Raw genomic sequence first — 25306 nt, forward strand, 5'->3', positions numbered from 1 at the left:
CTATTACGATTCGGTTGCTTCTGACTTCTCTTTCACTTCGTTCTGAATGTAGCTTTCCATGTTACGCAGCAGCTTAACTGCCTTCTTTTTCGCCCCGCGGTTATAGAAGAAGGACATGATTTTAAAGTTCACGCTCTTCGCTCCGCTGGCTCCGGAAAAATCTTCCATATACGTCACACCGATGTGATCTTCATCCAGCTGTTCAATTTCATAGGAAATTGTGTTGATACCCTGACTGCTTTCAAATTTCGCCTTGTAAATCCTTGGAGCCTCAAAATCTGTAATCGTGACTTTGACCCTTCCCGCACGCTTCATTTTATTTTTCATATCCTTCGTGTAGGAAAACCCTTTGTGAATCTGCTTCGGTCGAACATTCTTGCCCGTGGATGCTGTGATATCATATGCGATTGACTCTGCGATTTTATCGAAAAAGACATCCGCATTCACATATAATTTTTCTTCTACTTTGATCATGTGCTTCTCCTTTTATTTCTTTTTTACGTTCTTTTTATCCTTGTAAACCATAAAGGCTCCAAGACATAAAACAGTAACACCACAAATACAATACAATATTTTTTGTGAAAAGTCATTATAAGTTTGAGAATACATCATGATGATGCAGCCGATTGTTACAGCAAATAAGCCCCAGCGTGTCATAAATATCACCTTTTTCCTATGTTGTTCGCTTTTTTTATTTTGTAGTTACCTGGAAGTACATAACGCTACCGATTGGTGTAGCCTTGATGGTTTTCTTGGCGATTGCACATGCCTTGTCAAGATCCTCTGTGTTTACGTGAAATGCAAGCTTGATTCCCGTTTTTCCCTCATATTTGAAGCTGACGCCTTCCTCCGTCGTCTTCTCCAGCAGATCGATAATAAATTCCTGATTTAATCCGCAACTGATGTATATCATTCTGTTCACCTCTGGTTTCCCTTATTTTTTTACTTTTTGATTTCCTTATATAAATCCATAAATTCCTGAGACAGGATTTTAAATGCTTCCGCACTCATCAGCTGATCTTCAGCATGTGTCAGCAGCAGTGTCATCTGTGTAGCTTCCCCGCCTGCTTCCTGCTGAATCAGCTTTGCATGAGAATGATGTCCCTCAGTAAAGGATTCATCCCCCTGTTTGATAAGCTCCTGTGCCTGCTCGAAATTTCCGGCTTTCGCTTCCTGAATAGCTTCGATGTAAAGTGAACGTGCCATTCCCACGCTTGAGATAATTTCAAAACAGATCAGTTCTAAACCTTCCATATTGTCCTCCTTATAGTAAGTAAGGGAAGAGTAAATATCCTCTTCCCTTTCTATTTACTTTTGTTGCTATAGTTTTTATTCTTCTACGTTGTTCATTCTGTTTGCAACGATAACAAACGGAATCCAGCAGAGCACTGCTACAACCAGGTTGATTGCGGCGATAACTCCGGCCATCAGACTACCACCTGTTGCCAGGATAGCGTAGATTACTGGTGGAACTACCCAAGGTACTGTGATGAATACCGGTGGGATCATTCCGGAAGCAGTTGCAAGATAAGCGATTGTTGCCAGAATAACTGGTGTAATCAGCCAAGGAATAAAGTAGATTGGGTTTAATACGATTGGCAAACCGAAGATAACCGGTTCGTTGATGTTGAAGCAGCCCATAGGCAGACTCAGCTTAGCAACAGCTCTTGCATCATCTCTCTTAGAGAAAATCATGATTGCAATCAGCAGTGCAATGGTACATCCGGAGCCGCCCATCCATACGAAGGCATCGAAGGAACCACGTGTCCATACGAACATTTGATCCACAACGTCATTCAGTGATTTTCCTGCAGCCATAGCTGTATTGTAAATGTTTGTATTGTCATTCAGCAATGGAATATATCCACCATCCAGGATTGGAGCCAGTACGTTTGGTCCGTGCAGACCGAAGAACCAGAATACCTGTACAGCAAATACAAGAATGATGATAGCACCAAGACCCTGAGACAGGTTCTGGAATGGAATCTGAAGATACTGGTTGATCAGCTCTGGCAGACCATTTCCTAAGAACTGTGTGCATAGGAACTGGATGATACCTGCAACATAAATAGCGATCGTACCTGGAATAATAGCAGCAAATGCTTTGGATACTGCTGGCGGTACCTGCTCTGGCAGCTTGATTGTAACCTTTTTAATCATCAGTTTAGCATAAATGATAACAGAAATCAGACCGATAATCAATGCAGAGAACAGACCACCGGAATTTGTCCATGCATAAGGCAGGAAGCCCCAGCCGGAAGCATTGTTCAACAGGATTGCATCCTTGGTATCATTCAACGCAACATCAAGTCCTGCACTCTTTAATGTATTCAGTGCATCAACTGCAACATCAGGAAGCTGATAGTTGAAGGTAGCGCTCTGAGCTAAGATCGTAACGAAGGAAGCCAGTGCAACAAGACCTCCAGCAAGCGGGTTCACATCATAGGCTTTTGCCAGATGGTAACCGAAGGAAAATGCAAATGCAATGGCCAGCATTGCCAGTGTTCCCCACCATACATTTCCGTTTATGGTGATCAGCCACTGAAATGTTTCAGCAATATGCCAGTCCGGCAGATAGTTGTTTGGCAGATCACGGAAGAATACGTTTAATAATGTAGCGACAGCACCTGCCATGGTAATTGGCATAATACCGATGAATCCATCACGAATCGCTACCAGATGTTTCTGAGAACCGATTTTCGCCGCAATTGGCACAAAATGTTTCTCCATCCACGCTGTGAATTTTTCCATTTTTTCTTTCTCCTCCTAAAAAATGAATTATTTTACACTGTCCGGCAAAGGAGCCACCTTTTACCGATAGTGACAATGCCACTGTGAGGGATTTTACATCCCAAGAAGCTTTAACTCCTGTTCCAGAACCTTTGCTCCGTTCATGGTTCCATATGCCTGCATATCGATGACAGCCACTGGTTTACCACCCGCAATCCCTTTCATTTTGGATTCCAGGAAACGAACCTGAGGTCCAAGAAGCATAACGTCCATTTTTTCTACATTGTTGACAGCATCCGCATCACCGACAGCCCAGATTTCCGCTTCGATTCCTTTTGCAGCTGCTGCTTCCTGCATTTTTTTAACCATCATGCTGGTAGACATTCCTGCAGAGCAGACAAGTAAGATATTTGTCATGAGTTTTACCCCTTTCTAGTGGTCTATACCACTTGGTACACCCATATGATACAACACACCTTTAAATAATGCAAGCGTTTTCTTTCTAAATTTCTATTTTTTTCTATATCCGTTTCCTCACAGATTCATGCAATATGTAAATAACCCTTTATTTATCGTATTATTTTAACATTTCATTGGTTTTTGATTTTTATCGTTCCTGTTGCATCTCTGTGATATTTTTTTATGAAAACGCTTTTTCAAATGGTTTATACCATGGCTGAAGTGGTCTAAACCATCTGCATTTTAAGGTATACCTCATAGCACAAGCTGGATATTTACACATAGATGGTGCAAGGGATTTATACTATGACAGTTTTCATACAGCCAACCGCTGAAAAAAGAAAAAAAGCAGCGATTTGAACCTTTCATGGTCCCTGCTGCTATTCCTCATACATTCATTCGCCACTCTATATGCTGTCATCAAGCACATACCGTTTTTTCGATCGTAAGAAGCAGATTTCCATATTCCGCACAGCTTCAAACAAGCCTCATCGACTGGCATCATTTTCCCATAGGTCATACAGAACAGCTTCGTATGCTTTTACAAAATAGCGAATATTTGTTCTTCCCTTTGTAATGATCGTATGTCCTTCCGCTTCCAGCTTTTCCTTCTGCGCCTCTATACCGCCAGGGTATTTCGCATTCAGCTCCCCATTTGCTTTCAGGGTTCTCCAGTACGGCGTTTTATCCGCGAAACGCTGTTCACTCGCCCAGGCTGCAATGGATACAAAGATGCCAGCTGTGATCGGTTCTGTAAAATCCGCGTGGTTTATCCTTGCAAAATACGCGCGAATTTCCCCAACTGTAATCACCTTACCATACGGTATCCTTCGCATTACCTCATCATAATCAATTGGCGGTGCAAAATACATATTACAGCCTCCATACTTTGCAATGCTTTTGGCATCTGTAATACGCTGAACCTTTGGCATATCCTTACTGTCGTGCAGCATGGCATTGAAATCCTTTTTATCTTCATTTGCCATATCATCCACCTCCTACTGTAAGCATAGTATGTTTTCTTCCTTCATGCAATGAGGCTGTTTGTGAAATTTTGAATTCATTCCTTACGGTTTCCTGCCCCTCTTTCTGATTGCCCGATTGTTTAGTTGCTTCTGACAGACCATGTAGAGCCAGATGCACGCATGGATGTTTACGAATGTGTCCAAACAGATACCGGAAAATCCCAGCAGCGCTCGGCAGTTGCTTTATGTTCGCATAGTACGTTTTTGTTAATGAACGTCGCCAATCGCTGTGCTATCTCAGCTTGCCACTCCTGCAATCGGAAAAGGATAAGGCAAAACCCATAGCTTCTTATACCGGTTTCCATGGGATAGGTGATACAAACTGTGCTGGTAGTGAAGCATTGCCCTGATTTCTATCACATCTTGCATTTCTTTCGCAGAAGCATATGAGCTGATAAGCTACAAAGCTTACACGCCGACGCTTTGCCTGTCCCCTTAGCATCCATCCCGTATACCTTGCTTTAAGGCTTCCGTTTTTATAATTGTTGTCACCGCCTGCTTTCACTTTCCGTCGGAAAGCTTTACCACAAGCTTCAACCTGAATTCTTTCACAGCCTGCTTCCTTCAAGGAACAGATCGAATTTCCTCACAAGACACGCTGTGCTTCTATTTGAAATGCATCCTTTGATTGAAAAAAAAAGAAAAGGTCGACGGAAGTCTATGGATGTACACACGATTCTCGTCTGCTTAGCTTCCTAGAAGCGACAGTATAGCTTTTAAAAGATATGCACATTGTAAACCTGACGCACATCTCAGCATATACAGACTTTCATATTGGCGTTCCATCGGTATCAGGTTCTGTTGTCCATTCTTGTTGAAAATCAGAGCCGCTTACAATTCTTCTCTGACCATTTGATTTTAGAAGATACATATCCTCATCAGGATAATAGCAGGTATCCTCCTGTTCCACCGTACCGATATCAAGTACGATAAGATCAGTATCACCGGAATTGTATAGGGAATGCGCAATATTCTGCTTGGCAGGCTTTGCGAAATAATCTCCCTTTGTGAGTGCATAGGTTTTCTCATTCAACCGCACAGTCCCATTTCCGGATAGAATAAGGAAGAATTCCTCCTGCTGGGAGTGGCTGTGATATTTGGTGCTGTGGCAGCCAGGTGGGATGCGATCAATATTCACATACAGTTTTTCACTGCCTGCGGCCGTCCCAAGTGCTTCGGTAATGCATGCGTACGTCTTTTTCGATAAAAACTCCTCAGAAATATGATTTATATGCTGTTTTGTCATGTTTCCCTCTCCTTTTCCTTACGGTTTCGGCTTGTGCAGCGTGCTGTATCCTTAGATCTCTGTATCCTATGGCATGCTGTTTCCCTTTCCTTTATACACACCGGTTTGTAATCGCTTGCGATACTTGTTAATTTGCAGCGGCTTTTGGATACAGGATTATGGCATCCCTTAAATCCGCATGCTCAACAGCTACAGTATACCATGCCTTCCTTTCCATACCTAGCTTTCTTATGCATTCTTTAAGGCTATTGAGCATTTGTTGAAGAAAGAAAAGATACAGTACTCACATGGTGTGATTTCTGTATCTTTATCTGTTATTCCTTTACAATAGCTTTGCACATCTGCTCTGCCATCGTCGTTAAAATGATACAGCAGCTTGTCGCTCCCGCATCCAGATAGCCACGGCTTCGCTCTCCCAGTCTTGCCGCTCTTCCGATCTTTGCCACAAGCTCCTTCGTGTGCTCCTTGCCTGCCTCGGCTCCCTTTTGCAACGCACACAGACACGCCGCATAGCTGCTGCCTTCCTTCAGCGCCTGCTCATATGCCCTTGTCGCCGGTGCAAGGGTATCGATCAGCGTTTTATCGCCTTCCTTTGCCCCTGCCAGCTCCTGCAAGCCCTGTAAGGCATCCTGCAGCGCGTTTAAGAATATCTCTCTTGTGAGCTTCTCTTCCTGTTTGCTCGCCTTCGCAATTCTTGAAAACATCGTCCCGTAGATCGGCCCCATGCTCCCTCCGATATCCATCACCAGCGTCCGTGAGATCGTCTTCATACTCTCACTAAAGCTCATATCCTCACGCAGCCGCTGTTTTGCCATCAGAAAGCCCTTGTTCATATTGACCCCGTGATCGCCGTCTCCGATCGCTCCATCGATCTCACTCAGATATGCCGCGTTCTCATGAATCGCATCGCATACCGCTTCCGCTATCTTCACATTATGCTCATTTCGGATATATTCCATCACGGTCTCCTCACCTGCGTCAGTCCCACACATGTACAATCCATATCCAGACATTCCTTCAGCTCCTCGTCCAGCTTCATCATCGTCAGCGTCACACCGTTCATCTCCAGTGATGTGAAATAATTTCCCACATACGAACGATATACACGGATGCCTGTCGCTCGTAACAGCTCCTCCACCTCATCAAAGAAGATATACTGTTCCATGAGTGGCGTTGCCCCCAGCCCGCTCACCAGTACCGCTACCTCATCCCCGCTTTCAAACGGTACATCACGGATGACCATGTCCACCATCTCCTGTGCCATCTGCTTGGCCGTTCCCAGATTTTCTATACGCACACCGGGCTCTCCATGATGGCCGATGCCAAACTCCATCGTTCCCGGTTCGATTTGGAAATTCGGCTTTCTGTTTGCAGGGATCGTACACGGCCCCAGTCCGACGCCCACGCTCCTTGTATTGTCGATTGCCTTTTGTGCCGCAAGGATGACCGCATCCAGATCCGCTCCCTGTGCCGCCTTTGCACCGCCGATTTTCCATAGGAAGATCTCTCCGGCAACACCTCTTCGCTTGGCGATGTCTTCCTTTGGCGCACTTGCCACATCGTCATTCGCTACGACGGTCCTTACCTCGATGTCATCCTCCTCTGCAAGCTCCATCGCCATCTTCACATTCATATTATCTCCGGCATAATTGCCATACAGCACTGCCACTCCCATGCCCTGATCCACAGCACGGATAGCGTCATAGAAGCTTCTGGCTGTCGGTGAGGAAAAGATTTCCCCCACGGCGACTGCATCCGCCATGTGCTCTCCGCAGTAACCGATGAAGGCTGGCTTGTGTCCGCTCCCTCCTCCGGTCACGATTCCCACCTTTTTCTGCTGATCGAAGGAATTGCTGATGATGACTCTTGGATTCTCTTCATCCACATGGATGATATCCCGATGACATTTCGCAAAGCCTTTGAGCATATCCTCTACGACCATGTTGGGATCATTGATGATTCTCTGCATTCTTCTGCACCTCCTTATCTTCTGTATTCCTGTTCGATCTCCATGATGCGCGCCACCTTTTCTCCACTGGCACCACCGGCAAATGTACATTCCAGCCAGCGCTCCACCAGAAGCCTTGCATATTGAGGCGCAATGACTCTGGCTCCCATACACAGCACCTGACAGTTATTGGATTTGATACTGCGCTCCACAGAGAACAGATCATGTCCGACTGCAGCACGGATACCGGGAATCTTATTGGCAGTGATCGCCATACCGATACCGGTTCCGCATAACAGGATACCGCGTTCACAGCTTCCATCCGTTATACATGCACACAGCTTTTGTGCAGTATCCGGATACAGGGACGGCTCTTCATGATAGACCCCGATATCCTTCACCTCATGTCCCAGCTGTCTGATATATTCCTTCATTTCTTCCTTCAGGCGATATGCCGCCTCATCACATCCGATTACCAGCTTCATAAATACTCCTTTCCAATTCCTGCTCATCGATACAGGGCTGTTGAATCCATCCGCTTACCGGCTCATCCTCTTTACTGCCTGTAACCCTGCATTATCCTACACAGCCCTGATGTTATCCACCGATGATTTTTTTGTAAAGCAGGAAAACCGCAAGCAACGCGCTCACGGCTCTTTCTGCCAGCTACAGCTTCGTGATTGCGAAAACCGTTTTTACCGGATGATTTTCAAAGTTCACCAGCTGATACTTCACTCCCGCCGGGATAAAGAAGGTATCCTCCGGCTCCAGCACGAAGCTTTCCTCCAGATCGACCAGATTGACTGTTACCGGGCCCTCTACACAATACAGTGCTGCATCCCCTTCGTGCGTATCCGGATCAGAGCAGCGCGGTCCATAGCCGCCTGCCGGCAGTATGAACTCTCCAAAATGACCGTAATCATTGCTGGTGATGAAGCGCATCAGCATCGGATGCTTGGTTCCATGCACATTGTTCAGCTTTTCAAAATCTCTGACCGCATAGACCGCACCGGTTTCTCTTGCTTCCTTGGGATCGACCGGCCATGCACCGATATCATCCGTACAGCCCTGACGGGAGATATCCTGAATCCTTCCACGCATATCCGGAAGTGTATCGTTGTTAGGTCCCTTATAGAACTTCGTTTCCTCATCGCTTGGAATCACAGCAGGCGGTATAGCTTCACTCCATGCCTTTGGTGTGATGAAATACAGGATCCTAGCCTTTTGATCGGAGAAATTGTGACAGCAGTGCCATGCCCCCTCCGGCATGAACAGCCCTTCTCCAGTTTCCAGATAAGCGAACTGTCCGTTTCCGCTACGCTGTACGACCGGACCGTTCAGGATGTAATAGGATTCATCACCGGGATGGATATCGAGCGGTGCAAAGACGCCGCCGGGCCCCAGCTCATAGATACCGAGCATGAAGGTATCCGTAGTAACCATCGTAAAGGTGTTGTCAGAGGTAAATGCGTTGTTGGGTGGATACAGCGCTGTGGAATATTCGCTTTTGCGAATCAGCGTCGGTTTCTTATCCTCCACCTGAAAGGGGAAATTCCCCATGATATCAAATAGTTTTGCCATTGTCCTGTGTCCTTTCCTATTCTTCAGCTTCTACTGCCGGTTTACGCAGAAGTATCAGCAATGCAGCGCTCACAGCGCCGGCAATCAGCAATGCGACGATAAACAGAAGCGCGTTATTCAATGCGAAGAGCACGAACAATCCACCGTGCGGTGCACGCATCGTTAATCCGAATACATAGGATAATGCACAGCCTACTGCGGAGCCTGCCATCAGGGAAGGAATCACGGTCAGTGGATTTGCGGCTGCAAACGGAATGGCGAATTCGGTAATCATACCAAACGCTCCGGCAAACAGACCGGGAATTGCGGCACGCTCTTCTTTTGTAAATTTTTGTTTCGCGACTAACGCTGCAACAGCAATCGCCAGCGGCGGTGCCATACTTCCAATGAAATTCGCAGCCATCGGCATATAATTGCCGGCATCCATAGCAGCAAGTGCGAAGGCATAGGCAACCTTATTGCAGGGACCACCCATATCAAAGGCAAGCATACAGCCCTGAATGATGCCCAGTAATACAAGATTTCCCGTTCCCAGAGAATTCAGCATATCGGTTAATGCCGTTGTTAATGCGGAAAGCGGTGTACCGATGACATATACCATGATCAACCCGATGGCCCCCACCCCTATGATTGGGATAATCAGTGTTGGCAGCAAAGATTTCAGTGCCATTGGCAGATTGATCTTCTTTAACAGGTTGACAAGATAACCGGCAATGATACCGGCAATCAAAGCACCCAGAAAACCGGATCCCTGCATATCCGCAAGCGCACCACCGACCATACCGACCGCAATACCCGGCTTATCCGCAATGGAATAAGCGACATAGGCACCCAGCACCGGCACCATCAGCGCAAAGGCTTTCTTTCCCAACCAGAAGATCGTTGAAGCAAAATTTCCATATTCCTCTACGGAATTGGGAATGTCATAGCCGCCGATGGCAAAGCCCAGAGCAATCAGGATGCCTCCGGCGATAACGAATGGCAGCATATAGCTTACACCTGTTAACAGTGCCCCTTTTATTTCACTAAGTTTTTCTTTCATGACTTTTTTCGTCCTCCTAAATAACATACTGTATGAATTATTTCAGTGATTCAAAAATGATATCCGGCTTCTGTATCACCTGATGCGGCGTATGTCTGACAATCTTATCCTTATAAGCGTCAAAGCGTTCTGCCTTACTGATTCCCACGTCATTGGCAAAAACGATCAGGTCTGCCGTTTTGATATCCTTTTCCGAGAGCTTGTTTTCAATCCCTAAAGCTCCCTGCATTTCCACCTTGCACTCATACCCCTTCTTTTTGCATTCCTTTTTTATAGCCTCTGCCGCCATATACGTATGAGCGATTCCTGTAGCACAGGATGTGATCGCAACGATTTTCATAAAATTCACCTCTCTTTCATTTCCATTGTGTTCCTTACGCACAATTCGATTGCAGGGTATTGATAGCCTGAATGATTTCTTCATAGCTTTGTGCATGCTCCAGTACATCGATAAATTCTTCATGCGTCAACAGTCCGGCCAGTGTGGCAAGCACTCGCAGGTACTGATCCGAGCTTTGATCAGCAGCAATCGCAAGCATGAACACATAGCGTACATCGCCCTCCTCATCATGGGAGCGGTAGCGGAATGTCTGCTTGCAGCGGCAGAAGCCTATCCCCGGTTTAACCACGGCATCGCATTTGCCATGCGGCAATGCAATCATATTTCCCATATAGGTGGAACCCAGGGTTTCCCTTTCCTCCAGCGCCTTGATATATTGCTTTGCATCTGTCACGATACCGGCTGCCTCAAATTTTGCGGCCAATGTTTCAAACAGCGTTTCCTTATCCGAAAACGGCTCGGCATCCAGCATCACGGTATCCTTGATCAAAACCTCTGATAACTTTACTTCGTTCATAACGATTCCTCACCCCCGGTGCTACTTTCCGTTTTTAAATACCGTCAGTACACCCTTTGCATATTCCTTCATGAAGCGATAGCTTTCCTCTTCCACCTCATGCCAGAAGGCTTTTCCATCCCGTTCGTTCAGGTATTCCTGGATGTGCTTGCTTGCGGCTGTTGCCATATAGCTGTAATAGTTGACCTTGGAACAGCCTGCTGTGATCGCTGCACGTACCTGCGCATCGTCCACTCCGCTTCCTCCATGCATCACCACGCGCGATTCCTTCGGCATTGCTGCTCGGATTGCTTTCACTCGCTCAATATCCAGCTGCGGTGGCTCTGCATAGATGCCATGCGCCGTTCCAAAGCATACTGCCAGTGCATCCACACCCGTTTCCCGTGCAAATTCTGCGGCCTGCTGTGGGTCGGTGAAGGTCTTTTTGATGCTCTCATGTGTCCAGCCAACGCTTCCTCCATGGGAATCCTCCTCTGTGCTTGTCATGATGCCAAGCTCGGCTTCCACCGTGATATCCAGCTCGTGCGCCAGCTTGGTAAATTCCTTCAGCTTTGCCATGTTTTCTTCATACGGCAGTGCGCTCAGATCATACATGATGCTGGAAAAGCCGCAGCGGATCGCACGCATGACGAAGCTGTAATCACTGCCGTGATCCAGATGTACACATACCGGCACCTTCGCCTGCTTTGCATACTCCACCATCTTCGGACCGATGCTTTCAATCGGAATCAGCGAATCATGCACCTGTGCATGGTCGATGATGATCGGCACATTCAGCTCCTCAGCCGCATCCACAACCGCACGCAGCGTTTCCATATTCGGTGTGTTGATACATCCGATGGCATACCCCTTTTCCTCTGCTTCCTTCAAGATTTCCTTCATGTTCACTAACATTTTCTAACATTCCTCCTTAACATTTCTGCTGTTTATACGCCCAGCTCGGCGGCAATGCGTTTCAGATTGGCAAGTCCCTGGACAGCCAGCTCTTCTCCGGTATCCGCAAACCTGCGCCATATGGCACAATTCGCATTCAGCTCTTCAAAGCTCGGATCGAAGGATTCGATGACGCATGGTCCCTCATATCCGATTTCATGGAGCGCTGTGAAGAATTCCTTCCACGGTACCAGTCCCGTTCCCGGGATACCGCGGTTGTTTTCACATACATGCACATAGCCCAGATACGCTTTTCCACAGGCTTCGACCGCTTCCCTATAGCTGGTCTCTTCGCGAATCATGTGGAAGCAGTCCAGATGCACTGCCATGTTTCCGGTTCCAACCGCCTTGCAATAGCGTACGCCTTCCTCCGCAGTATTGATAAAATGGGTTTCAAAGCGATTCACCGGCTCCACGCAGATACGTAAGTCCGGATATGTCTTCTTCGCATAGTGCGCAGCCTCACGCATCGCTTCCACAGAATGACGCCATTCCTCATCCGTCTTCGGTTTCCCGCTCAGACAACCCCAGCCGGCATAATTCACACCGCCAAGGATGGTACTGCCTAATTCTTTGTTGATATCTACCAGCCGTTTGAGAGCCTCCACCCCGTTTTTACGGATTGCTTCATCCGGCGAAATCAGGTTCGTGTTTGCGTCAAGTGTCGTTGTCGTGACAACCTCCAGCTTCGTCTTTGCCAGTTCTGCCTTTACCAAAGCTGTGGGAAAGCTTTCCGGATGGGCTATGGCGATATCAATGGTAGAAAAGCCCAGCTCCTCCGCCTTGGGGATGACCCACAAATCCTTTTCACTGAATACTTCACTCCAGATAAAGGTATCTACTCCAAATCTCATCGTATTCCTCACTTTCTATGCGGTGATTCCACTCTGCTGCAGAATCTCCCAGATTTCCATTTCATCCCTTGCATTCTTCAAGGCCTTGATATTTGATCGATCATCAATGAATGCATAGAACTGCTGGAAAAAGTTATATACTTCAGATTGTGTATTGAAATCGATGGCCATTAAAAATACAATTTCAATACGATCCTCGTATGTCCAATTTATCGGGCGCTTTAAACGCATGACGACAACGCCGCTTTTCTTCACATAAGCCTTATAGCCGTGTGGCACAGCGATACTGTTTCCAATGGAGGTCGGTGTAGTCTTCTCCCGCTCCCATATCTTTTTCTCAAAGCCTTTTTTCACATATCCCTTTTCATATAACAGCTGACAGCCTCTGGATATGACATCCTCCTTGCGCTTGGCATTCACATCACATAAAATCAGCTTCGGATCAAACAGATGGAAGGCTTCATCCAAATCTGCCATTTCCACATTCTGCTTCTCGGTAATGGCGCGACTTATCTTTTCGATATCATCATCACTGATTTCACGACTGACAAGCAGGACGTTTTTTTTCAGCTCCAACGGTACCGTCGTAAGAATCAATTCAAACTTTGTGATAGAGCTTTCCTTTATATCCTCATAATGCAGGACCTTGCTGATGGTCAGATTTTCAACATTGCGCATGATTTTATTTGCCTGATACTTGGACGTATGAAAATCCGCCGCCGAGATAAACACGGTATTGATCGGATGATCCGATTCGTCGATTGCATTGTTGATCAGCATGACAATATAGGCAATGTCATCATCGGTGAAGCTGATTTTCAAACAGGACTCCACTTCCTCAATCGTTGTCAGCGTAATGCCATACAGGCTGGGAAAGCGATGCTTGATATCCTGGCGGAAATCGTAGCGTTTGGATATGGCGAAGGTTTCCTGTGCCTTCTTTTTCTGGATAAAGAGACTCACATCATGAACAAGACCTTCGCTGATGACAAAGCGCTTATTAGCGATAATCGCCTTGAGATGCTCCAGAAATTCCCGTGTGATCGCATCAAAGTATTCCATATTGATTTCATCATCGAGTCCATGATTGCTGAAGACGATGAATTGTGCTGCCATACATCGTATTTCCAAGCCGAGATACGCCTGCAGACCATGGATCGCCGTATCAAAGAGATTCTTTGCGGCGGTGTATTGATCGTTGTTTACATTCAGCTTGTTCATGATATTCTTTTCTACAATGACATTTCCCTTGCGCACTCTGCGCAGTGTTACAGCCACGTATTCCATAAGCTGCCAGTAATCGGTATCAGAGAACGTTATTTCCAGCTCATCCTCCACATCCTTCAACAGCTCCTGCAGATACAGGATATCAAAGTCGTCATACATTTCCAGAAAGTAGTTATAAAACTTTTCCGAAATGCGGTAATCCATTCCCTCCGGCACCTGCTCACTGCCATAGATTTCATTCATGAACTCCTTATTATTCTCCAGAATCGCCTGCCGGATATTGAACTCTCCGCCTGCTACACCGATTCCCATATTGCGCTTCTTTACGATTTTCAAATCAAATTTCAGTAGCCACTGCTCCAATACCTCCAAATCCTTCGCAATAACATTGCGTGCCACGTTCAGCTCCTCGGCAAACAGCTGAATCGTATAGCTGGAATTATATTCAAATAATACATCCAATATATATTTCTTACGGTAATTATAAGAAGAGGAGTGATCGCTGTTCTCCTGCAGCAGCTGTAGCACCGCCTTGCGCTGATGCTCATCCGCAGATAGCCAGACCCCCTTGCCAGGGATGGAATTTAATAGGACACCTGCCTTTTGCAACGTCTTCTTTACATAATCCAGATTGTGCTTGATGCTGCTTCTCGAAACACCGATTTCATTCGCAATCACGGACGTGGTGATTGGTTCTTTTTGTTCCAGCAGCAGTCGTATGGTTTTCTCTGTCATCCGGTCAATCACGAATGATTCCTCCCTTCGTTGTATGCGGTTTCTTTTTGCACCTTTATCTTACCGTAAACAATTCAGAATTGCTATGGCTCATAACGTCGCTTTGTGCACCATCTTGGTGCAAATTGAAAGCGTTATCAGCATTTGCACCATTGCTGGTTCTTTTTGAAGGGTACGTATAAAACACCTGTTTCATCAGACTTTTTTCACTTTTTCAATCAAAAAAACAGCCTTGAATACGACTTGAATTCGACTGCACTTTAATTTTGTCCACAGGAAGGACACAGAAAAAACCGACAAGCTTGAAGCGGAAACCTATGTATAAAGCACGCGTTAAAGCCTTTTCCATGAAGGTTTTCGTATGTAGAGGGAATTGCAGGCATGATACCTTATACCTGTCAGCATACCTGCCATAATACGGATAGAAAAAAGCTTATCCTTTACAGGAGGTTCCTACTCGATTTTGGAAAAAAATAAGAGATATCAAAATCTATCGTGTTCTTTAATAGAAATGAAATCTATTTTAATACAATCACCTTAAAGTAAGAAAGAGCCTTACAGGACAATCGCTTCGATTTTCTTATAGGAACAGAGGAAATGTAATGCTGTATTGTCTCTTTATTTGGCTTTGTCGCCTCTGGCTTGCTTTGTAAGCACAACATAACTTGCTATCAAGAAGCGGTTTTATCAATCTATTTGCAGCTCATGATGGTGCAGCTGACCCATTATCGGATAAAATTGCTTTTCAGTCACACACTTCTATTTCTCATATCCATATACTTCCATGTCTTGATTTATCTTTGTTATTTAAAAAGTAGTTTTATAGAATCAAGCAGTCCAATGCCCCGATTCCCAAACATCATCACAGGTTATGGGAAGAACAAAAAGGACCAATATATCGCTATAAACGATATGGTTGATCCTTTTGCTGATGCCTATACATTGTCCATTCACAGGTAAAGCCGTCACGCTGTGTATGCGCCGCTTTCCTTCGCCTTATTTTGTAAGCTTTGCTGTGATATACTGCTGTGTTTCCTCATCTGCGAATTTTATTAGGTACTCATAATTATGCGCAGAAAGGTAATCAGTGACGCCGGCTGTATCCATTGTCTTTTTCAGAAGATGGGAATACAGTGTCTGATCATCGTGTAAAAGAGAACTGATTTCCATAAAATAATAATCCTTATATTCCAGCGAAACCATGTCAAATATCTCCTCTATCGAGCTGCACTCCTCCAGCTGCTGCTTCAAAGTCTCACTTCGATAATCCTCTGTCGTCTTTCCTTCCTCCATCACGATATCCTGAAAAGGAAATACCAGCTGCTGAAAATCTCCCTGCTTCTTTCTGACTTTTCCATATGTCAACAGATACTTCCACAAATATTCCTTATGTTTTTGTAAATCAAGCATGTTCTCACCTCGTTCTGTTATTATACAATATTTTATTGATAACAAGCAATGGAAATGGCGCTCATTTCACCTTGGAATTTCTTCTTATCCTGAAAAGAGATTATAGGATGGTACGCAAAGCTTTTTACGCTCACCCTTTGAAAATGCGTCAGTTGTGCATATACGGCATCTTCCTTTTTTTACTTCCCCATGATATAATCAGAAAAACAAGGAGGCACGTATTTATGGAGAAGAAGCAATATGTCTGCACGAAATGCGGCAATACGCAGTATGAAAGTGATCAGTTTCAGGCAACAGGTGGTAATTTTTCAAAAATCTTTGATGTACAGAACAAAAAATTTATCACGGTTTCCTGCACCCGCTGCGGCTATACGGAGCTGTATAAGCAGGAAACGGATGCCGGATGGAATATCCTTGATTTCTTTATCGGGAATTAGAAAAGCCGTAACGTATTACACGGGATGTAATTGCGTTACAGCTTTTTTTATGATGCGACTAATGCTTAACAAGCTCTTCCAGCTTTCTGCCGATTTTACGATACAAACGCAAATATAAAGCAAAAACAGCAAGGATCAAAAGCAGAATTACCCCGGAAACCTCTATTCCTATCGTCGTAATAGAGGATGCATTCACACCCAGCCATAAAAAGGCAAGAAGTCCTAGTATGAATACCGAACAGATGGCCAGCATGGTTAGCAAAGACCTCCAGCTTGTCAAAAGTCGCTTATATAAAGCGATTCTTGACATTCGATCGCTGAATATTTCCGGCCTTGTGCCATCTTCTATCTCCGTACGGAAGTAATTCCAGACACCATCAAATTCCCCCTTTTCATGATAGATGTTTTCCCATCCTGCCGCTTTGTAATTTTCCACATACTGATCCGGATCGCGAATATCTTTTTCATAATACCCAAGGTGATAATAATAATTCCTCGGTGCATCCTTTTTAAATATGTATTGGATACCGTTTTTACTAACAAAGTGCAGCCCCTTTTCCGACATGCTGTGCAGATATTCTGCTTCTTCATCCATATCGGATACGAAAAACAGCTTATACTTTTTTACATTCTCTACGGAAACTGTGCTCCCTGTCTTCTCTGCTTCCTGCAAATCTGACTGTGGCTTGCCATCTGCTTCCTCTTTCAATTCTTCCATCATTTTATCCAGACTGTCAGAAGCAATCAGCTCCTCCTTATCTTCGACTTCCGGCGTATTCTGATTGACCTCAGTTTCCGGAGTTGTATTTTTTCCTTTTATCTCTTCACTCATGGCGTGCCCTCCATTTCTACTCTCGATCGCTGTCGGTTTGTTATTGTTCTGTCAAAAACAGTTGTGCAAGCTCAGAAAACGTATCAACACTTGCCGCATAGTTATCTGCTTCCCCAAACCCATAGGAAGCATAGACGAAGGGTATCCCCGCCTTTTGACAGGATGTCTGATCTGTCCTTGTATCTCCGATGTAAACCGGTGCCTGTAGATGATTGCGCTCCACTATGGATTTCAAATTTTCCTGCTTCGGTTTGCCTGTTCTTCCGGAGCACTCGTAATCCTTGAAATATTTCTGAAGGTCATGTACGGCAAACATCGCCTCGATATAACCGTCCTGACAATTTGATACAATATACAACGGATATTTCGCTGACAGCTGCTTTAAAACATCCACAACATGAGGGAACAGCCTTCCGCCATGCTTTCGCAGATATTCACATTCAAATTCACAGCAGGCTTCAATAAGGCGCATCCGCCTTTCATAGGGTAATTCAGGAAACAGTCTTGCGGCGATATCCTCATTTAAAAGCCCCATCACAGATGCGAGCATATCTGCTGTAATAACCTTATTCGCGATCCTTTCCCGCTTCAATATAACCGTATATGCTTCGGCAATTCTTTGGGTTGCATCCCAAAGTGTACCGTCAACATCAAAAATAATTCCATCTGTTTTCATAATAACCTCTTCTATCAAACTGTAACCGTTAATTATCGTAGCATATTTTACAGAAAATGGCTACACTATTTCACGTATTCGCAGCAATCCGGATAAGAAAATTCGCATACCAGAAAAACTCATCATGTACAAGATCCATACGAATAATCGTATGCTCCTCCAGCGACAGCAGCTCCGTGGATAGCGGCTTCATAAGCAGTGTATCCTGTCTGTGTGGAAATCGTCTGCCATACAGCAGCGTTAGATGATTGCTTTTTATTTGAAACGAACGTGGTGCCCATGTACTCGATTTACCATAGGATGTCTTTTTATGCAGCTGCTGCCTGTTAAACATTTTCAAAGCAGTCTGATACAGCATCCAGCGACTGTGTACCTCAATCGCTTCGGAAAAATGTAAATCTGCGAATCGAATGCTGGATGGATGCTTGTGCAGCTGTTGTATCAGAGATTCTAAGTCAGTGTGATATACCTCCTCGTATGCAAGCAGATGCTCCTTCTGTGCTTTTGTTGCTTTAAGTCTTACTTTGATAGTTCGATACATATCCGATTACCTCCTTATACCCTTATATACGAAGAAAGGAGTAAGAATTCCTAAATTTTGATTATACTTTTTTCATTTTTTTATGAAATGATGCTTTTCTAGTATGTTATGCAATGTTTCTATTCCCACAAGTCGGCTGTATATATTGTAATGTAACGGATTTGCATTATAGAAAGCCCTAGGTGGATTGCAGGAAACAGGAGGCTTATGGTCTCTCTCACGGATTTTTATATCATTCGTACTTCCTTATGCCACTCCTGGAGAATACATAAATTTGAAAATAGGTATGGACTTTTAAAAACGATTATGATATACTTTTATGGCAGTGAAATAAAGTGGATTTATTCACTTACTGCTAATCAGAGCTGGAGTAGTACTCAAGAGGCTGAAGAGGTGCCCCTGCTAAGGGTATAGGTCGGGAAACTGGCGCGAGAGTTCAAATCTCTCCTACTCCGCCATTTAAAATTGAAACATCGCGATTGCGATGTTTTTTTCATTTACGAATCGTCGGAGAGAATATAATGGTAATCCTGTAATCAAGCGTTCTTCGCAGGGGTCCTACATATCCTCGATCTAACGAAAAGTAGGCCGCTTGCATGCACCAGAAACATAGCATCATCAGGAAATCGCTTTGATGAATGCATACATTGCAGCCTGCTATTATTACTTCGCATGCTAAAAAGGAAGCAGAATGGTTGATCATTTTAGCAACTGATCAATATCACAGCTTCCTTATTTATATATTTCCTAAAAATAGAGGATAGTATTCTATTTATCTCTGCTTCCTTAGTCTTCAAAAAGTGCGGTAGAAAGATAACGCTCTGCAGTATCAGGAAGTAAAACAACAATTCTTTTTCCCGCAAACACATCCCGTTGCGCAAGCTGCATCGCTGCATACATAGCTGCACCGCTGGATATGCCGACTGCGATTCCTTCCTTCTGTGCCAGTCCTTTGGCTGTGGAAACTGCCGCATCATCCTTTACCTGCAGAATTTCATCTACGAGCTCTCCATGATAATTTTTTGGTATAAAGCCTGCGCCGATTCCCTGAATTTTATGAGGACCTGCCGTTCCACCGGATAATACCGGCGAGTTTTCAGGCTCCACAGCTACGATATGAATATCCGCATTCTGTTTCTTTAGGAAAGCTGCAGCTCCACTAATCGTGCCACCAGTCCCAACACCTGCGACGAATACATCAAGTCTACCTCCTGTATCTCTCCAGATTTCCTCCCCGGTATGAAGGTAATGCGCTTTCGGGTTATTCTCATTTTCAAACTGTTGAAGGATGATGGAATTCGGTATCTGTTTGTGCAGCTCTTCAGCTTTGGCAATCGCCCCCTTCATTCCCTTGCTTCCCTCTGTTAGTACAAGCTCAGCACCATAGCCGCGAATTAGTTTTCTACGCTCGATGCTCATCGTTTCTGGAAGGACGATTATCAAACGTATGCCAAGCGCAGCCGCAGTCATCGCCAATCCGATTCCGGTATTCCCACTTGTCGGCTCAATCAACACAGTGCTTTCATTGAGCTTCCCTGTCCTTTTAGCCTCCTGAATCATTTGATATGCAATGCGATCCTTTACGCTGCCACCCGGATTGAAATATTCTGTTTTTACCAGAATTTCGGCTTTCCCCTCTTTGTTTAAACGATGAATCCTGATCAATGGCGTGTTGCCAATCAATTCGGTAATGCTGTTGTATATTTTCTCCATGTATTTATTCTCCTTTTATCTTAATGCGTATCCTTTACTGTTCTATAAATTAAGTTGAAGAAACAACATCGTGTCGTATGATGAAACTTATCTACTATATGAATTTTCGGTTTCACGCGCCCATCTCCTATCATTTTACTGGGATTATATGCCAATTTCTTCCGCTTGTCAATGCATGTGATTTGAATATTCCTATAATTTTTGTATGATATGCTTGTCTTTTTGATATATATCATCTAAAATATAAGATAAGAGTTGATAGGAGAGATTGATCATGAAAATTTCTACAAAAGGCATATATGCGTTGGAAGCCATGATTGAGCTGGCCTCCAGAAATGAAACCTGTGTCAGTATCCGTGATATAGCAGATGCTAGAAACTGCTCTGTGAAATATCTGGAGCAGATTTTCAAACAATTAAAAAAAGCACAACTTTTGACAAGTATTCGCGGGAAGGAAGGCGGCTATCAGATTGCAAAAAATCCTGATGAAATTACAGCAAAGGATATTATCCTAGCAGTTGAGGAAAAACTGGATCCCGTTGTATGCCTTTCCCATACCTGCACACGTTCCGGCATCTGTCGGACACAGCCGGTATGGATGGGAATGCAGGAACAAATCTATAAGGTTCTCGAGAATCGGACTTTGAAATATTTAACTGATATTTACAGAAATGAGGTGAATGCGTGAAGCTGTCAACGAAATCACGATATGCGGCAAGATGTCTGATTGATCTTGCGATATATGGTAAGGATCACCCCTTATCTATAGCAGAAATCGGTACACGGGAAGAGATTTCTGAGCGGTATCTGGAACTAATTTTCGCAACCTTGAAAAAAGCCGGATTCATCACTAGCGCACGCGGAAGTCAGGGGGGATATCAGCTGATCCGTCCGATTGAAAGTATCACGATTTATGATATCATCGAGTTGATGGAAAGCAATACAAGCATTGTCAACAGACAGGATGAACAAGATCCGATGAAGAGGATGCTGATGCGGGAGGTTTGGTCTTTAATCGATGACAATCTGAAGGCATATCTCTCTGAGCTGACGATTGCGGAATTATCATTATCTTAAGGAGAAGCATTTGGCTTCTCTTTTTAAAACCTCCATCCGTCATGAGGATGGAGGTTTCGTACTGTGTAAACAGCACATGAGATTCAAGTCCCTGGACGTTTCTTTATGAAGCTGCCATGCAGACTCAGGTGCGTCCTCACCAATCCCTGAACAGTACCAATGGTATTCAGGGCAGACTCTCAATCAGAGAATCTCAGGTGCATGAAGAATATTCATGGCACCGACAACATCGCGATGATGATGAAATCCACAGCGACAACTATAGGATCTTCCTTTCACGTTATTGATTTTTCCACAGGAGGGACATCGCTTGCTGGTTAGTCTTGGATTCACATAGCGAATATGTATCCCTGCAAGCTTCGCTTTATAAGCGATAAATTGCTGGAGACGTTGATAGGACCAGCAAACCTGTTCGTGATGTGAAAACTTTTTTTGCAAATGGTACAGCTTTTCCAGACATATTATCTGAATGTTCTGTTCAACAGCAAAATCTACAATCTCACGTGAAAGACGATGATCGATATAGCGCTTGTAGTCATTCAAACGATGGCGCAGCTGTTTTTTTGTACCCTGCGTTCTTTTTATAAATTCATCTGCTCTTTTTCTGATTCTTCTTGTGTGATAACGGATTTCTCTTCCGTTGCCGACAAATCGAATTACGCCATCACAGGTATAACAAACTGCAGGACATCGCATACCGATGTCAACTCCCATTTTCCTTTCCTCTTTTAAGCTTACAGAAATATGCGGTGTACGGACACTGATTAGAAGATAAACGAAAAAATCTTCATGTATTTCTTTGATATCCGCTTTCACAAGATCTCCGCTGTTTAAACGATTCCATTGCTGTTCATGTATCTTTGTTTGGATACGAAGCTTAGGTACAAGGAAGCTTTGTCCAAACATGAATACGAGGGAATATCTCTCAACTCGCATAGATTTCGCCATACAGGAAAAGCTGCTGGGATATATCGCCTTATGCTGCAGACTTCGCTCTTCGTATAAAGTCTTTGCGTAGTGAAGTACCTGTGTTTTTGAATCAAATGCAATAGCTGAGCTGACCCATTTATATGGTATAAAGATTACACTGCCCATGTTTTGATATCGTCTGATAATGCGCTCAATTTCATTCTGAAAGCACCTGCTGTATGCGCGAAGTATCTGCTTCTCTTCATGCGATGCGTGCAGAGGTAATTTGATTGTAAGATACATGCAGTTTTCCTCCTTTCACTATATACATACGATTAAAATTTCAGAAACTCCTAAATTATAATAAAAAAAACCTATATAAGGCTAAAAACAGTACGAATTAACCTTAAATAGTTTTCTTATAAAAAATTAAATAATTATCCGATATTCAATATAATTGCAAACCCTAAATCGCCGTACAGACTCCCCCATTTAAGCAATGATCCTCTTGATCGGTCCAGTCGCTTATTTGTGTGCCTCCCTTCCCTACCAATAGCGCGATTCAATCGTGGGTAGGGTCGCACGCTTGTGGATAACATGCCATACAGCATACCGATCGTGGTTCGGCGTTTATATACACAGCCGGTTATGCATGTAGCTGAAAGCCTGCCATGGCGCAATCGGGTTCCCTCATCTGCTCCTGAAATTTGTTGGTCAAGATGTTGGCCAACTTTCAGAAAGCGAAAAAAAAGCCGATGTTTCTCGGCTTTTAGCGTTCTATGGAGCAGATGAGGTGGGTGTTTTAGAAATCACAATAATTCATGTTAGCTAAAGCAAAGACCACAATCACCACAAAAACTCATGTTTCTTTCATGTCATCTATGCTGAAATCATGCTACAAGGGAGATTAATCTAGCAAGCGTTGGCTTACTTTCACTTAAACTAATGATTGCCTTTCTGCTCCATCTTCCTTTCATGATTTTTGGTGAAAAGCCTTTGTAACTTATTAATTCCTGTCTTGTAACATACGTTTTCCAAAGTTCATGAGATATATATGAAAAAGGGTGAAGATAGTAAATTATCTCCACTCCATTCTCACCTACGTTTATTTTTTCAATGAACAAGTTAATCACTGACCGTATTAATTCATCATTTTCTGACAGCATATATTCTTTGGCTTTCTCTATTAATTCAAGAACTTCATTCCTATCAATTTTTTTAAAAACTGGGACAGCCGAATTAATTTCATGCAATCGTTTTTTCAACATCGCTTTATCATCTTCTAATGCTCTTAGGCTCTCAACAAGTGATGGTAATGAAACACCACCTTCTGCAATAGCATTTGTCGTATTTTTAATTTTAACATCAACATTCATTAACTGTTGATTGACTTGTGAAATCTCACTATCGTGTGAATCAAATTCATGTTCTAAAACTTCATTCAGCATATCGGTGATTCTGTCTACTATAGTGTCTTGTTTCAAGTAAAACATTAGTTGAGATATTACATAGCGTTCTAGATGGGTCGCAGAAAGTTCTCTATTATCACACCGTTTAGCCATTTTTTCCTTCTTTGCACTACAACGGTAAGTAGAATAATATTCCTTATTTTTGCCTGACTTCCTAGTGTTTATATTCATGTGGGACCCGCATTTGCCGCAAATTACTTTGCCAACCAGCATATTCATTTTATTTGTGGTTCTAAAAGAAGAAGCATTTCTTTTTCGATATTTCAAAATTTCTTGTGCTCTGTTGAAAGTTTCTTCATCTATGATTGCTGGAATAGCATTTTCCACAACGATAATCTCATCTCTATTATAATTCCTTTTGCATGTACGTTTTCCTGTCAATGGATCTTTCTTGCTTTTCAAATAAGTAAGCCTGCCTACATATTTTTCATTATTAAGATAGTCGATGAGAGTACTTTTTGAATTGAATAGATTGCCACGAGTTGTGCGAAAACCTTTGGCATTTAATTCATCACAAATTAATTGATAACTCCAACCATCTTCAACGAATCTTTTGAATAACAATCTAATCGCATCTGCATTAGGTTCGTCAATCTCAAATTTTAGTGTATCTTTATTCACTTTCAATCCTAATGGTGGAGTAGAACCTGTAGTACGGCATGTATAAGCGTTTTCTTTTAAGCCCTTTATACATTCTCTGCCCAAATTCAAACTGTAGTACTCTGACATTCCATCCAAAACACTTTCAAGAATTACACTCTCTGGAGAATCATCCAGATGTTCTGTAGCTGAAACTATACTGATTCCAGCTTTAGCAAGGATATTCTTATAATAAGCCATATCATAACGATTTCTTGCAAAACGATCTCGTTTGCTTACTAAGAGAAATTTAACATCCGGGAGATTACCACTCTTTACATCATTAATCATTTGCTGAAAACTTTCTCTGTTATCTGTGGTAGCACTTTGTGCAGAATCTATATAAGTTTTGATAATATTATATTTTGATTTTGCGAACGTATTAATTATACGAATTTGAGAATCTATACTTTCTTCACGCTGATTAGTTGACGAATATCTACTATATATAATTGATTTAGGTAATTCATTACTCTTTTTCATAACTCTCACTCCTTAGTCGTATTAAAAAATGAACAAATTGTTTTAAACACTCATCTGTAACTGTCATCCCATCCAACATCCAATGGAACTTAGAAATCACTAAGGATTGTCCTTTTGTTTCTTTTAATCGTTTACGTGTAAACAGAGCCTGTCGGAATGAAACTTCACCTTTCAATGGTGGAAGTTTTTGTATTTCCGACAATACTGGTTCACTTGGTTCCATGAAAAGATACTCTACAATTTCCTTGGAATTTGTGGTACCGACATTTACCTCAGTTTTTAAGTGAGTCCAGTTCTTTAATTCAGTTAATTTCAACATGATTTTTTATTCCTTTCTTACTTCTACATATTTATATTAAATGCTTGAAGACTATGTTTAAAACGATAATGAGGAGCGGTGGTAATGTGTATTTTTTCAATCATCTTATCATCCTTACTGGATGATTGACGAACAATCACAGAGTCACTGCTCCCGTAAATCCC

The 25306-nt window shown here is 43.3% G+C and carries 28 protein-coding genes and 1 tRNA gene; 4 read left to right on the forward strand and 25 right to left on the reverse strand.

Translation table 11 applies throughout. The features are described 5' to 3' along the window. Positions 1-3: 3 nt before the first annotated feature. The 18 genes from NE665_RS10785 to NE665_RS10870 form a co-directional block, all read right to left on the reverse strand. Positions 4-474 (reverse strand): DUF3284 domain-containing protein, encoded by a 471-nt coding sequence (locus NE665_RS10785; RefSeq protein WP_117444180.1) that lies wholly within the window; start codon positions 472-474, stop codon positions 4-6. A gap of 217 nt (positions 475-691) precedes the next feature. Next, on the reverse strand, positions 692-913 hold the full coding sequence (locus NE665_RS10790) for a hypothetical protein (RefSeq protein ID WP_008818795.1): 222 nt from the start codon (positions 911-913) through the stop codon (positions 692-694). Between the two features lie 29 nt (positions 914-942). After that, on the reverse strand, positions 943-1254 hold the full coding sequence (locus NE665_RS10795) for a PTS lactose/cellobiose transporter subunit IIA (protein WP_009587753.1): 312 nt from the start codon (positions 1252-1254) through the stop codon (positions 943-945). A gap of 75 nt (positions 1255-1329) precedes the next feature. Further along, on the reverse strand, positions 1330-2751 hold the full coding sequence (locus tag NE665_RS10800) for a PTS sugar transporter subunit IIC (protein ID WP_117444179.1): 1422 nt from the start codon (positions 2749-2751) through the stop codon (positions 1330-1332). Between the two features lie 93 nt (positions 2752-2844). Further along, on the reverse strand, positions 2845-3147 hold the full coding sequence (locus NE665_RS10805; RefSeq protein ID WP_233104640.1) for a PTS sugar transporter subunit IIB: 303 nt from the start codon (positions 3145-3147) through the stop codon (positions 2845-2847). Positions 3148-3677: 530 nt separating this feature from the next. Then, on the reverse strand, positions 3678-4175 hold the full coding sequence (locus NE665_RS10810; protein WP_118654757.1) for an MGMT family protein: 498 nt from the start codon (positions 4173-4175) through the stop codon (positions 3678-3680). A gap of 808 nt (positions 4176-4983) precedes the next feature. Further along, a complete protein-coding gene (locus NE665_RS10815; protein WP_117444176.1) occupies positions 4984-5460 on the reverse strand; it encodes a cupin domain-containing protein in 477 nt (158 codons plus the stop codon). A gap of 314 nt (positions 5461-5774) precedes the next feature. Further along, on the reverse strand, positions 5775-6419 hold the full coding sequence (dhaL, locus tag NE665_RS10820; RefSeq protein WP_117444175.1) for a dihydroxyacetone kinase subunit DhaL: 645 nt from the start codon (positions 6417-6419) through the stop codon (positions 5775-5777). After that, entirely contained in the window at positions 6419-7429 is a 1011-nt protein-coding gene (locus NE665_RS10825) for a dihydroxyacetone kinase subunit DhaK (RefSeq protein ID WP_117444174.1), read from the reverse strand. The genes dhaL and NE665_RS10825 overlap by 1 nt, the downstream gene beginning before the upstream one ends. A gap of 14 nt (positions 7430-7443) precedes the next feature. Continuing rightward, positions 7444-7893, reverse strand: a complete 450-nt coding sequence (locus tag NE665_RS10830) for an RpiB/LacA/LacB family sugar-phosphate isomerase (protein ID WP_117444173.1) — start codon at positions 7891-7893, stop codon at positions 7444-7446. 181 nt (positions 7894-8074) lie between these two features. After that, positions 8075-8989, reverse strand: coding sequence for a cupin domain-containing protein (locus NE665_RS10835; RefSeq protein WP_117444172.1), 915 nt, complete (start codon positions 8987-8989; stop codon positions 8075-8077). A gap of 16 nt (positions 8990-9005) precedes the next feature. Next, positions 9006-10031 carry a PTS fructose transporter subunit IIC gene (locus tag NE665_RS10840; protein ID WP_117444171.1) on the reverse strand — a complete coding sequence of 342 codons (1026 nt, stop codon included), beginning with the start codon at positions 10029-10031 and terminating at the stop codon, positions 9006-9008. Between the two features lie 37 nt (positions 10032-10068). Beyond that, positions 10069-10371 carry a PTS fructose transporter subunit IIB gene (locus NE665_RS10845; protein WP_117444170.1) on the reverse strand — a complete coding sequence of 101 codons (303 nt, stop codon included), beginning with the start codon at positions 10369-10371 and terminating at the stop codon, positions 10069-10071. Positions 10372-10405: 34 nt separating this feature from the next. Beyond that, a complete protein-coding gene (locus NE665_RS10850; RefSeq protein WP_117444169.1) occupies positions 10406-10888 on the reverse strand; it encodes a PTS sugar transporter subunit IIA in 483 nt (160 codons plus the stop codon). Positions 10889-10909: 21 nt separating this feature from the next. After that, on the reverse strand, positions 10910-11782 hold the full coding sequence (locus tag NE665_RS10855; RefSeq protein ID WP_117444168.1) for a class II fructose-bisphosphate aldolase: 873 nt from the start codon (positions 11780-11782) through the stop codon (positions 10910-10912). Between the two features lie 32 nt (positions 11783-11814). Next, positions 11815-12675: a sugar phosphate isomerase/epimerase family protein gene (locus NE665_RS10860; protein ID WP_117444167.1), complete on the reverse strand. Its 861-nt coding sequence runs from the start codon at positions 12673-12675 to the stop codon at positions 11815-11817. Positions 12676-12690: 15 nt separating this feature from the next. After that, positions 12691-14649, reverse strand: coding sequence for a PTS sugar transporter subunit IIA (locus tag NE665_RS10865; RefSeq protein ID WP_117444166.1), 1959 nt, complete (start codon positions 14647-14649; stop codon positions 12691-12693). Positions 14650-15633: 984 nt separating this feature from the next. Continuing rightward, positions 15634-16047 (reverse strand): hypothetical protein, encoded by a 414-nt coding sequence (locus tag NE665_RS10870; RefSeq protein WP_117444165.1) that lies wholly within the window; start codon positions 16045-16047, stop codon positions 15634-15636. A gap of 224 nt (positions 16048-16271) precedes the next feature. On the opposite strand from NE665_RS10870, the gene NE665_RS10875 reads away from it, so the two are divergent. Next, the gene (locus NE665_RS10875) at positions 16272-16484 is read left to right on the forward strand and encodes a zinc ribbon domain-containing protein (protein WP_117444164.1); all 213 of its coding nucleotides are present in this window, start codon (positions 16272-16274) and stop codon (positions 16482-16484) included. Between the two features lie 58 nt (positions 16485-16542). Here NE665_RS10875 and NE665_RS10880 read toward each other — a convergent pair whose 3' ends face one another. The 3 genes from NE665_RS10880 to NE665_RS10890 form a co-directional block, all read right to left on the reverse strand. Continuing rightward, entirely contained in the window at positions 16543-17316 is a 774-nt protein-coding gene (locus tag NE665_RS10880; RefSeq protein ID WP_117444163.1) for a DUF2812 domain-containing protein, read from the reverse strand. Between the two features lie 40 nt (positions 17317-17356). Then, the gene (locus NE665_RS10885; protein ID WP_117444162.1) at positions 17357-17992 is read right to left on the reverse strand and encodes an HAD family hydrolase; all 636 of its coding nucleotides are present in this window, start codon (positions 17990-17992) and stop codon (positions 17357-17359) included. A 70-nt stretch (positions 17993-18062) separates the two neighbouring features. Beyond that, positions 18063-18533 carry a hypothetical protein gene (locus NE665_RS10890; protein ID WP_117444161.1) on the reverse strand — a complete coding sequence of 157 codons (471 nt, stop codon included), beginning with the start codon at positions 18531-18533 and terminating at the stop codon, positions 18063-18065. 367 nt (positions 18534-18900) lie between these two features. On the opposite strand from NE665_RS10890, the gene NE665_RS10895 reads away from it, so the two are divergent. Further along, positions 18901-18991: transfer RNA gene (locus NE665_RS10895), tRNA-Ser, on the forward strand. A gap of 328 nt (positions 18992-19319) precedes the next feature. On the opposite strand, the gene cysK is transcribed toward NE665_RS10895, so the two are convergent. Continuing rightward, positions 19320-20246: a cysteine synthase A gene (gene cysK, locus NE665_RS10900; protein ID WP_117444160.1), complete on the reverse strand. Its 927-nt coding sequence runs from the start codon at positions 20244-20246 to the stop codon at positions 19320-19322. 274 nt (positions 20247-20520) lie between these two features. Here cysK and NE665_RS10905 point away from each other — a divergent pair, with 274 nt between their 5' ends. Both NE665_RS10905 and NE665_RS10910 read left to right on the forward strand, forming a co-directional pair. Beyond that, positions 20521-20934, forward strand: coding sequence for an Rrf2 family transcriptional regulator (locus tag NE665_RS10905; RefSeq protein WP_117444159.1), 414 nt, complete (start codon positions 20521-20523; stop codon positions 20932-20934). Further along, positions 20931-21323 carry an Rrf2 family transcriptional regulator gene (locus tag NE665_RS10910; RefSeq protein ID WP_117444158.1) on the forward strand — a complete coding sequence of 131 codons (393 nt, stop codon included), beginning with the start codon at positions 20931-20933 and terminating at the stop codon, positions 21321-21323. The genes NE665_RS10905 and NE665_RS10910 overlap by 4 nt, the downstream gene beginning before the upstream one ends. A gap of 183 nt (positions 21324-21506) precedes the next feature. Here NE665_RS10910 and NE665_RS10915 read toward each other — a convergent pair whose 3' ends face one another. The 3 genes from NE665_RS10915 to NE665_RS10925 form a co-directional block, all read right to left on the reverse strand. Beyond that, the gene (locus NE665_RS10915) at positions 21507-22535 is read right to left on the reverse strand and encodes an RNA-guided endonuclease TnpB family protein (protein WP_117444157.1); all 1029 of its coding nucleotides are present in this window, start codon (positions 22533-22535) and stop codon (positions 21507-21509) included. 587 nt (positions 22536-23122) lie between these two features. Beyond that, complete coding sequence (locus NE665_RS10920; RefSeq protein WP_117444156.1) at positions 23123-24823, reverse strand: recombinase family protein; 1701 nt, start codon at positions 24821-24823, stop codon at positions 23123-23125. Continuing rightward, the gene (locus NE665_RS10925) at positions 24810-25142 is read right to left on the reverse strand and encodes a hypothetical protein (RefSeq protein ID WP_117444155.1); all 333 of its coding nucleotides are present in this window, start codon (positions 25140-25142) and stop codon (positions 24810-24812) included. The genes NE665_RS10920 and NE665_RS10925 overlap by 14 nt, the downstream gene beginning before the upstream one ends. Positions 25143-25306 lie beyond the last annotated feature (164 nt).

Source organism: Clostridium sp. DFI.1.208 (genome assembly GCF_024463855.1).
GTDB lineage: Bacteria > Bacillota_I > Bacilli_A > Erysipelotrichales > Erysipelotrichaceae > Clostridium_AQ.